This window comes from Streptomyces sp. NPDC014727 (assembly GCF_043083485.1).
In the GTDB taxonomy this organism is placed as follows: Bacteria; Actinomycetota; Actinomycetes; order Streptomycetales; family Streptomycetaceae; genus Streptomyces.
Genome location: NZ_JBIBYR010000039.1, coordinates 48,553 through 60,796, shown reverse-complemented (window position 1 = coordinate 60,796; position 12,244 = coordinate 48,553). Strand labels below are relative to the sequence as shown.

Here is a 12,244-nt window from a genome sequence, read left to right as displayed (position 1 = left end):
ATACGCGGTCTGCGGATGCACACCCTGCGTCTTCGCCCACTCCGTCAGATTCACGCCCTGACAACGACACTCACTCGCACATGGTTACGCTCACCCACCCGACCTCGATGCCCAGCAGTTGAAAACCCCTCTCGGCCCACGACCGGGGTACGCGTGTGCCGGAAAGGTCCCGGGTGGGCCGGCCTTCACGGACCCGCTCGACTCCTCCGGCGCTACCGCTCGCCGCCTCGCCCGGGGCGTGTCAAGAGGTGACACGCTGCCGCCGGAGTGAGGGGGTGTCAGAAAGTCGCCCTTACAGGCTAACTGGACATCAATTCACCTACGGAGAAAGACGATTGGAAGCTTATCCAATTATATGGAAATAGCATTTGGTGTACTTTTTGTCCCTCGATCGGCCGCCCCGGCGTCGGCCCTCAACGTGTCCGATATGAAAGTCATGGGAGCCGTCAGTACGTTCATCCCGGGTCGACTGCCCAGCCGACCTCTCTGAGACAGGAGAAGCGACATGGTTACCCGTTCCACCATCGTTACAGCCGCCGTCGCGGCCGCCGCGGCCCTGGCCGCCACCGGCATCACCTACGCCTCCGCTGCCCCCTCCTCGTCGGCCCAGGCCGCCGCGGTTGCCCAGCAGGCTGCTCCCGTTTCGGCTCTCGACGGCGGCGACGCCGGCAAGGGCAACGAGAGCAAGGGCGGCGAGGGCAAGGGCAACGAGGGTCGTGGCTACGAGGGTCGTGGCTACGAGGGTCGTGGCTACGAGGGTCGTGGCTACGAAGAAGGCCGTGAGCACTACGAGGGCCGGATCCACATCAACGAGCGCACGTACTCCGGCGAACCGGGTGGCTGCATCACCGTGGTCAGCGGTCTCGGCTCCACCAGCCTCAACATCCGCAACGACAGCCGCCGGACCGTCGAGGTCTTCCGCGGGGTCACCTGCGACAACGGTGCCCCCATCGCCACCGTCGGACCTCACAGCTCCAGCGACGGCGTGTTCCCGGGCCACGTCCGGGGCGGCGTGTGGGTCGAGAACGGAGTGGTGGGCAGCTTCCGGGTGCTCGAGCGCCACAACGAGGGCAAGTGGTGACCGGACCCGTCGTACCGAGCCAAGGTCGGTGACCTCGTCACCGGCCTGACGTAGAACCCCGGCCCGCCGGAATCGGGCCGGGGTTCCAGCCGGGCGTCCGGAACCGGTGCACGCCGGTTCCAGGCGCCCACACCTGACCAACGCTGACAACCCATTCACCGGCCAAGCCATATTAAAGCCGCAGGATGAGGCGTTGCCAGCGGGCCATGAGGGCCGCGTCGCGCGTGGCCTGTGGCCTTCGGCTCTCGGCAAGGACCGGCGGCAGGGCTGCGGAACCCGATGCCGACGCGGCGGACGCCGCCCCGCGTCACGGTCGTCGGGAACCCGGCCGCTCCTGTGGACGGGCCGATCGGCACCGGGAGGCGGACGTGGAGGCCCCGGGAATCGCGCGTCGCCCCGACACGCCCCCAACAGCGGACTTTGGTCCGGACGGGTGAAGGAGCGCGGCTGCACAGCCTTCGAAGTGTGTAGCCCGTCCGCCCCTGATCCGTGACCCGCCCGGTGTGATCCGGACGAAAGACCCTAAGGGCTGTCCGGCGCCAGCTCCAACTGCCACCACTGACCGGGGGAGTCGGTGTCCTCCCACTGCTGGACCCGGGCGCCGTCCGTCGTGCTGCCGTCGGCCACTTCGAGGACGAGCCCGCTGATGAAGCTGACCAGCGTCACCACCCCCGGAGCTTCCAGGTGCTGCTCGATCAGCCATTCCTGGGCGCCGTAGTTGTTGGCACGCCACTGCTGAACCACGGCGCCGTTCTCGGTGGAGGCGTTGGCGACGTCCAGGCGCTTGCCGCTGTGGGCGTTGACCAGGTGGTAGAGCGCCGCGCCCTCGTGGACGGGCGAGAGCTGCCAGTGCTGGGCCGCCGAACCGTTCTCCTCGCCCTGTTGTACCGGGGCGCCGCCGCCCTTGGCGGAGCCGTACACCTCCAGCAGCAGACCGCTGCCCACGTTGCGCAGCCGGTAGCGGCCCGCTGCGACGACCGGTGCGCCGTCCCCGCTCATGCTCTCGTTCCTCCCTGCGTGGCGGACCGCCGCCCGGCTCGTCGGCCGGGCGGCGGTCGGTGTCGCCGTCGATGTGCGGTCGCGCGGCTCAGGCGCCGAGGTTGAACTCGCCCGGGTTCGGGCCGAGGCGCTTGCCCTCGTCCAGCGCGGCGAACGCGGCCAGGTCGTCGGCGTCCAGCTCGAAGCCGAACACATCGAGGTTCTCCACGATCCGGGACGGCGTCACGGACTTCGGAATCACCACGTTGCCGGTCTGGATGTGCCAGCGGAGCACCACCTGGGCCGGTGTGCGGCCGTGCTTCCGGGCGATCGCGACGACCGTCGGGACCTCCAGGAGCCCCTTGCCCTGGCCCAGCGGGGACCAGGCCTCGGTCGCGATGCCGTGCTTGGCGTGCAAGGCGCGCGACTCGGCCTGCTGGAGCTGCGGGTGGAGCTCGATCTGGTTGATCACCGGGACCACGGAGGTCTCGCCGAGCAGGCGCTCCAAGTGCTCGGGAAGGAAGTTCGAGACGCCGATGGCCTTCGCCCGGCCTTCGGAATAGATCTTCTCGAACGCCTTGTACGTGTCGATGTAGGCGTCCTTGGCCGGGACCGGCCAGTGGATCAGGTACAGATCGACATAGTCCAGACCCAGCCTGTCGAGCGAGGCGTCGAAGGCGCGCAGGGTGGAGTCGTAGCCCTGCTCGGAATTCCACAGCTTCGTCGTGACGAAGAGCTCTTCGCGGGCGACGCCGGAGGCCGCCACGGCCCGGCCGGTGCCCTTCTCGTTCTCGTAGATCGCGGCGGTGTCGATGCTCCGGTACCCGGACTCGATGGCTGTCGCGACCGTCCTCGCGGCCTCGTCGTCCGGGACCTGCCAGACACCGTAACCGAGCTGCGGCATTTCGACGCCGTTGTTGAGGGTGATGGAGGGGACCTTGCTCACGAGCGGTCGATCCTTACGTCGTCGGTTGGCATTCTCAAGGTCAACGATCACGGAGGGCCGGACATTCCCCGCGGGGCCGGTGTCCGTGGCCGCCCTCTGTCCGGCCCACGGTGATCCCGGTCCGTCGGCCTCGCCGCGTCCGGGCCCCGCTCGGTGCGGCCCGGCCTCGTCCCGGACGTGACGCGACATCGTCGGTTCGTGCCCGAGCTGTCCGAAATCCTGCGAACTCACGTACGGATTTTGATATTTGGGCCCACGCGCAGCATTGACAGATCGTTCTCCAGGGAATCCCATGCACTGATGGTTAGGAACCTTTCCTAACGTCGATCGGGAAGGGAGCACCCGTGCACGTTGACCGACCCCCACGTCGTACCGTCGCCGTCCTCGCGGGCCTCAGCTGTCTGTTTCTGCCTTTGCTCGCCCATGTCCCGAAGGCCACCGCGGCCACGGCGGACCGGGCTCCGGGTGCCGGCTCCCCGGCCGCCACCGTCACTGCGACCGCCGTCGGCCCCGGCGCGATGGCCGCGGCCCCGTACGAGTACCTGGGCTGGGGAAACCCGCAGAAGCCGGCCGATGTGATGGCGGCGACGGGCGTGAAGTGGTTCACGCTCGCCTTCGTCCTCTCGGACGGCACCTGCAACCCGAAGTGGGACGGCGACCGGGCGCTGACCGGCGGCTCGGACCAGGCCGCCATCGACTCGATCCGGGCGGCCGGTGGCGACATCGTCGTGTCGGCGGGCGGCTGGAGCGGCAACAAGCTGGGCGAGAAATGCTCCAGCGCCTCCGCGCTGGCCGGGGCGTACCAGAAGGTGATCGACGCCTACCGTCTCAAGGCGCTGGACATCGACATCGAGGACACCGAGTTCTCCAAGGCGACCGTGCGGCAGCGGGTGGTCGACGCCCTGAAGATCGTCAAGACCAGGAACCCGGGCATCGTGACGTACGTGACCATGGGGACCACCCCGACCGGGCCCGACGCCAACGGCAAGGACCTCATCAAGCGGGGTGCCGCGGCAGGCCTGGACAACGACGGCTGGGTCGTCATGCCGTTCGACTTCGGCGGGCACACCGGCACCATGGGCGCGGCCACGGTGAGCGCACTCGACGGACTGAAGTCCGCCGTCAAGAGCGCCTACGGATACAGCGACGACGCGGCCCACCGGCACATCGGGGTCTCCTCGATGAACGGGAAGACCGACGAGTCGGACGAGACCGTCACCACCACCGACTTCAGGACGATCCTCGGCTACGCGCAGCAGCACCACATCGCGCGCTTCGCCTTCTGGTCCGTCAACCGGGACCGTGCCTGCGGCTCCGGCGGCGACGCGGACGCCTGCAGCGGGGTGTCCCAGTCCCCGTACGACTTCACCAGGATCGTCGTCCAGTACAAGGGCTGAGGAGGTCCGATGCGCATCACTTCGACCACGCCGACCATCGGCGCCACCGCACTCGCCGCCGCCGGGCTGCTGCTGCCCCTGCTCGCCGCGCCGCCCGCGGCCGCGGCGACCGCCCGTTACGCGGCGGAGAGCGGGACCATCCGCTATGCCAACGGCACCGCCACCGACCGGCCGATGGACATCAGCGTCAACGGTACGGTCGTCGCCTCCGGGGTCTCGTTCGGCGCGACGGGATCCTGGGACACCTGGGCGACGAAGACCGTCCCCGCGCAGCCGGTCGCCGGGGCCAACACCGTCCGGGCCACCACGACCACCGCGAACGGCGGCCCCAACCTCGACCACCTGGACATCGAGGTCCCCGCCGCCGGTGGCCCCGCGGTGCCCTTCGGCAGCCATCAATTCCCCTACGCGGCAGGGACGCTGAAGCCGTCGGGCTCGCAGTCGACGCTCGACCAGGCCGTGGTCAAGACCTACAACGCCTGGAAGTCCGCGTTCGTCAGGAAGAACTGCGGAAACGGCTGGTACGAGGTCATCTCGCCGGACGCCGATCACCCCTACGTCGCCGAGGCCCAGGGCTACGGCATGGTCGTCACCGCGACGATGGCGGGGGCGGACCCGGAGGCGAAGACCGTCTTCGACGGCATGGTGAAGTACATGCTCGCCCATCCCTCGGTCAACAACGCCAACCTCCTCGCCGCTGAACAGGACGCCTCCTGCAAGAGCGTCGACGGATCGGACTCGGCGACCGACGGCGACCTCGACGTCGCCTACGGCCTGCTCCTCGCCGACAGGCAGTGGGGCTCAACGGGCACGTACAACTACAAGGATCTCGCCGTCAAGCACATCAACGCCATCAAGAAGAGCGAGGTCAACCCGACCACCCACCTCATGCTGCTCGGTGACTGGTCGGACTCCGGTGAGTCCCACTACTGGATGACCCGCTCCTCGGACTGGATGATCGACCACTTCCGCGCCTTCAAGAAGGCCACGGGCGACAGTGCCTGGGACACCGTGCGCACGGCCCATCAGAATCTGATCACCGGTCAGCAGTCCAAGTACGCTGGCAGTACAGGCTTGTTGGCGGACTTCGTCGTCAACACCAACAGCACGCCCAAGCCCGCCGTCGGCGAGGTGCTCGAAGGCCCCAACGACGGCGACTACTCCTGGAACGCCTGCCGCGACCCGTGGCGCATCGGCACCGACGCCGTCACCAGCGGGGACGCCGCGTCGCTCACCTCGGCACGCAAGCTCAACTCCTGGATCAAGTCGAAGACCGGTGGCGACCCGAAGAAGATCGTCACCGGATACCACCTCAACGGCACTTCCTTCGACAGCGGCGACGACATGGCGTTCACCGCCCCGTTCGTCGTGACCGCGCTGACCGACTCCGGCTCCCAGGCCTGGCTCGACGCTCTCTGGAACAAGCTCGCCACCACCTCGATCGACCCGCAGCTGTACTACGGCGGAAGCGTCCAACTGCAGTCGATGATCGTCGCATCCGGCAACTACTGGGTTCCCTGACGGAGGTTCAGATGCAGATCGGAACGCTCACCGCGTTACGCACAAGGGCGGCCGTGCCGGTGGTGGCGCTGCTCTGCACCGCCCTGGTGCAGGCGGTCCCGCAATCCGCCTCCGCGGCAGCCACCCGGTACGAGGCGGAGTCCGCGACGATCGTGCGGGGAGCCGTGGAGTCCAACCACTCCGGCTACTCCGGGACCGGCTTCGTCAACGGCGACAACGTCGCAGGAAGCTACGTGGAGTTCACCGTCACCGCCGCCTCCGCCGGGACCGGAAGGATCGCCGTCCGGTACTCCAACGGGACGACGGCCGGCCGGGCCGCGGATGTCGCAGTCGGCGGTACGGTCGTCTCCGCCGCCCGCCCCTTCGGCGCCACCACCGACTGGAACACCTGGGCCACCTCCACCCTGACCACCCCGGTCAAGGCGGGCAGCAACAAGATCCGGCTGACGTCCACGACGGCCGATGGGCTGCCCAACCTCGACTACGTCGACTTCACGCTCGCCCCGCCGGACACCGAGGCCCCCACCGCACCGGGGCAGCCCAGCTGCTCGGCGATCACCGAGAACAGCCTCACGCTGAACTGGGGCGCCGCGACGGACAACGTGGGCGTCACCGCGTACGACATCTACGAACACGGCAACAAGCTCGCCGAGGCGGCCGGGAACGTCACGACGAAGAACCTGACCGGGCTCACGGCCGGGACCACGTACGACATCACCGTGTTCGCGCGTGACGCGGCCGGCCATGTGTCGTCGGTCAGTCCGATCGTGGACTGCACCACCCTGCCCAGCTCCGACACCACCGCGCCCTCGGCGCCGGGCACCCTGTCCACGTCGGGCCTCACCGCCAACAGCGTCGTCCTGAAGTGGGGCGCCTCGACGGACGACAGGGCCGTCACCGCCTATGAGGTCCGCAGCAAAAGCACCGTCTACAAGACCGTGTCCGGCACCCCGCCTGCCACCACGACCACCCTCACCGGGCTCGCCTGCGCCAGCCCCTACGCCCTGGACATCGTCGCCAAGGACGCGGCGGGCAACACCTCGCCGCCCGGCAACACCGTCACCTTCACCACCCCGGCTTGCGCCACCGACGGCGGCGTACCGTCCGGCATCGCCACCGTCTCCACCGGCTGGTCCATCCCCTGGGGCACTTACTGGATGCCCGACGGAAAGACCGCGCTCGTGACCGAGCGGGACAGCTTCAAGGTCTTCAAGGTCACCCCCGGCGGCACCAGGACCCAGGTCGGCACCGTGCCCCAGGCCGTCACGACCGACGGCGAAGGCGGCCTGCTCGGCGTCGCCGTCGACCCCAAGTGGTCCACGAACCACTACGTGTACTTCATGCACACCGCGTCCGAGGGCAACCGGGTCGCCCGCATGACGTACGACGGCACCTCGCTCGGCGGATACACGGTCCTGCTCCAGGGGATCAAGAAGAGCAGATACCACAACGGCGGACGGCTCGTCCTCGGCCCCGACGGCTATCTGTACGCCTCGACCGGCGAGGCCCAGACCCCCGACCTCGCCCAGGACAAGAACTCGCTGAACGGCAAGATCCTGCGGATGACCACGGACGGCAGGCCCGCTCCCGGCAACCCGTTCGGCAACTACGTCTACAGCTACGGCCACCGCAACCCGCAGGGCCTCGCGTTCGACCGCAACGGCCGCCTGTGGGAGGCGGAGTTCGGCGACAGCAAGAAGGACGAGCTCAACCTCATCAAGCCGGGAAGCAACTACGGCTGGCCCGTCTGCGAGGGCAGCTGCCCCACCGCCGGAATGACCAACCCGAAGAAGACCTGGAGCGTCTCCGAAGCCTCGCCCAGCGGGATCGCCATCGTCCGCAACGTCATCTACATGGCCGCGCTGAAGGGCGAGAGGCTGTGGCGGGTGCCCATCACCGGTGACACCGAGAACCTCGGCACGCCGAGCGCCTACTACGTCGGTACCTACGGCCGACTGCGCACGGTCACCCAGGTGCCCGGCCAGGACCAGCTCTGGCTCTCCACCACCAACTGCGACAACAAGGGGAACCAGCCGGACGGCTCGGACAAGCTGTTCCGCATCTCGATCACGTAACCCGTGCTGTACCGCTGGGGCGCGGCCGTGCCTCAGCGGTACAGCGCGTCGACCTCCACCGCGTACGCCGTCTCGATCGCCTTGCGCTTCAGCTTCAGGGACGGGGTGAGCAGACCGTGCTCCTCGCTGAACGGATGCGCCAGGATCCGGAACGTACGGATCGACTCGGCCTGCGAGACGGCCGTGTTGGCGGCCACCACCGCCCGCCGTACCTCCATCTCCAGGTCCGGATCCCGCACCAGCTCCTCCGTCCTCATCGGCGCCCGCCCCTGCATCGCGAGCCAGTGGTCCACCGCCTCCTGGTCCACCGTGACCAGTGCCGCGATGTACGGCCGGTCGTTGCCGACGACGATGCACTGAGCGACCAGCGGATGTGCCCGTACCCGCTCCTCCAGACCGGCCGGTGACACGCTCTTGCCGCCCGACGTCACCAGGATCTCCTTCTTCCGGCCGGTGATCGTCAGATAGCCCTCCTCGTCGAGCGCCCCCAGGTCCCCGGTGGCCAGCCAGCCGTCGCGCAGGACCGCGTCGGTGGCCTCCGGCGCCCCGAGATAGCCCGCGAACACATTGGCGCCGTGCACCCACACCTCGCCGTCCTCGGCGATGTGCACCGTGGTGCCGGGGATCGGCTGCCCGACCGTGCCGTACCGCGTGCGTTCCGGCGGATTGGCGGTGGCCGCCGCGGTCGACTCGGTCAGCCCGTACCCCTCGTACACCGTGACGCCCGCGCCCTCGAAGAACAGCCCGAGCCGCCGCTCCATCCCCGAACCGCCGGACATGGCGTGCCGGATCCGGCCGCCCATCGCCTCGCGCACCTTCTTGTACACGATCTTGTCGAAGAGCTGGTGCTGCACCCGCAGTCCGGCGGACGGCCCGGGACTCGCCCCGAACGCCCGTTCCTCCATCGCTTCGGCATACTTCACCGCGATGTCCACGGCCTTGTCGAACGGCCCGGCGCGCCCCTCGGCCTCCGCCTTGCGCCGGGCCGCGTTGAAGACCTTCTCGAAGATGTACGGCACCGCCAGGATGAACGTCGGCCGGAACGACACCAGGTCCGGCATCAGGGCCTTCGCCGACAGCTCCGGCTGATGGCCCAGCTTCACGCGGCCGCGCACGGCGGCGACCTCGACCATGCGGCCGAAGACATGCGCCAGGGGCAGAAAGAGCAGCGTGGCGGCCTCGTCACCCGGCCTGGAGCGGAAGACCGACTGCCAGCGGGATGCCATGGTGTCCGTCTCGAACATGAAATTGGCGTGCGTGATCACACAGCCCTTGGGGCGTCCGGTCGTCCCCGAGGTGTAGATGATGGTCGCCACCGACTCGGGCGTCACCGCGCGCCGGTGCCGGTGCACCACCTCGTCCTCGACACGGGCACCCGCGCCGACGAGCTCGGTCACCGCGTCCGCGTCGAGCTGCCAGAGCCGCTGCAGCCGGGGCAGCCGGTCGATCACCGAGGCGATCGTCATGGCGTGGTCCTCGTGCTCGACCATGACGGCGGACACGTCGGCGTCGTGCAGCATCCAGAAGACCTGCTCGGCCGAGGAGGTCGGGTAGACCGGTACGGACTGGGCCCCGATTGTCCACAGGGCGAAGTCGAAGAGCGTCCACTCGTAGCGCGTACGCGACATCAGGGCCACCCGGTCGCCGAACCTGACGCCGTGCGCGATCAGCCCCTTGGCGAGCGCCAACACCTCGTCGCGGAACGTCGCCGCAGCGACATCCCGCCAGCGGCCGTTCTCGTCCTTCCGGCCGAGCGCGACCCGGTGCGGATCCTCCTCGGCGTAGTCGAACACCACATCGGCCAACCCGCCCACGAGGGGCGCGGCCGCCATGGGTGGGACAGTGAACTCGCGCAATGACCTGCTCCTTGTGGCGCTCCGCACAGCGCCGTGACGCTACCCCACAGGACGGCGCGGCGGGAGGGGCCCGAACCGGCGGACAACGTGGCATATGCACAGGTCAGCCACCGAAATCCGGCCAGATGGGCAAGGCTCGGGCGTGGCTGAGACCACGGAGTAAGCGGCCGAAGGCGGAATCTCCACCGAATCTGTACGTCGCGGTCACTCCCGTTCCGGGTGGATACGGGGGCATTGGTCCGCGGATGGGGCGAGGCCGACCCGCGCCGCGCCGGCCCGGCCTCGCCACCGCGACCGTCCGCTCTCCCCGTAGCGGCGTACGGTCATGCATCGACCCGGCCGCTGAGCGAACCGATCGTGCCGACATCTCGGATCAGCCGGTCGCCGCCCGCCAGGATCGCCGCCGCCAGGGCGTCCGCGGCCTCCTGGGCGCCGTCCCGGCGGCGGCCGTGCAGCAGGACGAAGTCCACGTCGCCGAGGTCCGGCAGCCCCGCTCTGGCCGGCACCGGCGCCAGGCCCGGCGGGATCAGCCCCCGGCTGTGAGCCATCACGCCGAGCCCCGCGCGGGCCGCCGCGATCAGTCCACTGAGACTGGTGCTCGTACAGGCGATCCGCCAGGGCCGGCCGTGCTCCTCCAGCACTTCCAGGGCACGGGCCCGAGTGATGCCCGGCGGCGGGAAGAGCACCAGCGGAACCGGACGGTCCGGGTCGATCCGCAGCCGGGGCGCGCCGATCCAGGTCAGCGCGTCGTGCCGGACCAGTTCTCCGTGCGTGTCGCCGGTGCGCCGCTTGGCGAGGACGAGATCCAGCCGACCCGCCGCCAGTCGCTGGTGCAGCGTTCCGGACAGCTCCACCGTCAGCTCCAGCTCGACGTCCGGATGGTCGCGGCGGAACGACTCCAGGATCTCCGGCAGCCGGGTCAGCACGAAGTCCTCGGAGGCCCCGAACCGCAGCCGCCCGCGCAGCCGGGTGCCGGTGAAGAAAGCCGCGGCCCGCTCATGGGCTTCAAGTATCGTCCGGGCGAAACCGAGCATCGCCTCGCCGTCCGGCGTGAGATCGACCCGGTGCGTGTCCCGGGTGAACAGCTGGCGCCCCGCCGCGTCCTCCAGTCGCCGCACATGCTGGCTCACCGTGGACTGCCGTACCCCGAGCCGGCGGGCGGCCTGCGTGAAACTCAGCGTCTGGGCCACGGCGAGAAAGGTGCGCAGCTGCGCGGGGTCGTACATGAGGCCAGGCTATCGCGAACCGTGATGACAGTGAGAGCGGTGTGCGGGATTCCCGATCGCCTCGCTCGAGAGCAGGATGGGCAGGGCACGACCGGAACCAGACAGAACCTGTGGAGCACATGAGCCGCCGCACCTTGAAGCTGCCGACCTGGCTGCCGATCGACCCGTACATCCTGGCGCTGATCGGCACGGTCGTGCTCGCCGCGGCTCTGCCCGCGTCGGGGACCGCCGCGGATGTGGCGGGCGGCGCCTCGACCGGAGCGGTCGCTCTTCTCTTCTTCCTGTACGGCGCCCGCCTCTCCACCGCCGAGGCGCTCGACGGCCTCAAGCACTGGCGGCTCCATCTCACCGTCCTGGTCTGCACCTTCGTGGCATTTCCGCTCCTCGGCCTGGCGGGCAGGGGGCTGGTGCCGTACGTCCTGACGCCGCAGCTCCACAGCGGCTTCCTCTTTCTCTGCCTCGTTCCCTCGACCATCCAGTCCTCGATCGCCTTCACCTCGATCGCCCGTGGCAATGTGCCGGCGGCGATCTGTGCGGGCTCCTTCTCCTCGATCGCCGGAATCTTCCTCACTCCGCTGCTCGCGGCCGCGCTGCTCGGCAACAGCGGCGGCGGATTCTCGGCGGACGCGCTGTTGAAGATCGGGGTGCAACTGCTGCTGCCGTTCGTCGCGGGGCAGTTGCTGCGCCGCTGGATCGGTGGCTTCCTCACCCGTCACAAGAAAGTCCTCGGCCGTGTCGACCGGGGCTCGATCCTGCTCGTCGTCTACACGGCGTTCAGCGAGGGCATGGTCGCGGGCATCTGGCACCAGGTCACCCCGGCCCGGCTCGGGGCGCTGCTCGCTGCCGAGGCGGTGCTGCTCGCGTTGATGCTCATCCTGACCTGGTACGGGGCGAAGCGGCTCGGCTTCGACCGGGAGGACCGGATCGCCATCCAGTTCGCCGGTTCGAAGAAGAGCCTGGCCTCCGGGCTCCCGATGGCCAGCGTCCTGTTCGGGGCGCAGGCGTCCCTCGCCGTGCTGCCGCTGATGCTCTTCCATCAGATGCAGCTCATGGTGTGCGCGGTGATCGCCAAGCGCCGCTCGCGCGATCCGCTGGAGGAGAACCCGGGCAGGGCGGCGCGGACGAGTGGTCCGGCGACGGAGGAGTCCGCGGCGATGGGCTGAA

Annotated in this window: 9 protein-coding genes; 5 read left to right on the top strand and 4 right to left on the bottom strand. The window is 69.2% G+C overall.

What is annotated here, in order from left to right; translation table 11 throughout:
• Window positions 1–505: 505 nt before the first annotated feature.
• Window positions 506–1,081 (top strand): hypothetical protein, encoded by a 576-nt coding sequence (locus tag ACF1B9_RS34930; protein ID WP_391746486.1) that lies wholly within the window; start codon window positions 506–508, stop codon window positions 1,079–1,081.
• A 522-nt stretch (window positions 1,082–1,603) separates the two neighbouring features.
• Here the strand turns inward: ACF1B9_RS34930 and ACF1B9_RS34925 are convergent.
• Window positions 1,604–2,080 carry an RICIN domain-containing protein gene (locus ACF1B9_RS34925; RefSeq protein WP_391746487.1) on the bottom strand — a complete coding sequence of 159 codons (477 nt, stop codon included), beginning with the start codon at window positions 2,078–2,080 and terminating at the stop codon, window positions 1,604–1,606.
• Between the two features lie 88 nt (window positions 2,081–2,168).
• A complete protein-coding gene (locus ACF1B9_RS34920; protein WP_391746488.1) occupies window positions 2,169–3,005 on the bottom strand; it encodes an aldo/keto reductase in 837 nt (278 codons plus the stop codon).
• Between the two features lie 344 nt (window positions 3,006–3,349).
• Between ACF1B9_RS34920 and ACF1B9_RS34915 the strand changes: the two genes are divergently transcribed.
• From ACF1B9_RS34915 to ACF1B9_RS34905, 3 genes are read left to right on the top strand one after another with little or no spacing between them, the layout of a single operon-like run.
• Window positions 3,350–4,402 carry a chitinase gene (locus ACF1B9_RS34915; RefSeq protein ID WP_391746489.1) on the top strand — a complete coding sequence of 351 codons (1,053 nt, stop codon included), beginning with the start codon at window positions 3,350–3,352 and terminating at the stop codon, window positions 4,400–4,402.
• Window positions 4,403–4,411: 9 nt separating this feature from the next.
• A complete protein-coding gene (locus ACF1B9_RS34910) occupies window positions 4,412–5,923 on the top strand; it encodes a glycosyl hydrolase family 8 (RefSeq protein WP_391746490.1) in 1,512 nt (503 codons plus the stop codon).
• Between the two features lie 11 nt (window positions 5,924–5,934).
• A complete protein-coding gene (locus ACF1B9_RS34905; RefSeq protein WP_391746491.1) occupies window positions 5,935–7,998 on the top strand; it encodes a PQQ-dependent sugar dehydrogenase in 2,064 nt (687 codons plus the stop codon).
• A gap of 32 nt (window positions 7,999–8,030) precedes the next feature.
• Here the strand turns inward: ACF1B9_RS34905 and ACF1B9_RS34900 are convergent, their stop codons facing one another.
• Entirely contained in the window at window positions 8,031–9,830 is a 1,800-nt protein-coding gene (locus ACF1B9_RS34900; RefSeq protein WP_391746492.1) for an AMP-dependent synthetase/ligase, read from the bottom strand.
• A 347-nt stretch (window positions 9,831–10,177) separates the two neighbouring features.
• On the bottom strand, window positions 10,178–11,080 hold the full coding sequence (locus ACF1B9_RS34895) for a LysR substrate-binding domain-containing protein (RefSeq protein ID WP_391746493.1): 903 nt from the start codon (window positions 11,078–11,080) through the stop codon (window positions 10,178–10,180).
• A gap of 119 nt (window positions 11,081–11,199) precedes the next feature.
• On the opposite strand from ACF1B9_RS34895, the gene ACF1B9_RS34890 reads away from it, so the two are divergent.
• Entirely contained in the window at window positions 11,200–12,243 is a 1,044-nt protein-coding gene (locus tag ACF1B9_RS34890; protein WP_391746494.1) for a bile acid:sodium symporter family protein, read from the top strand.
• Window position 12,244: the final 1 nt, after the last annotated feature.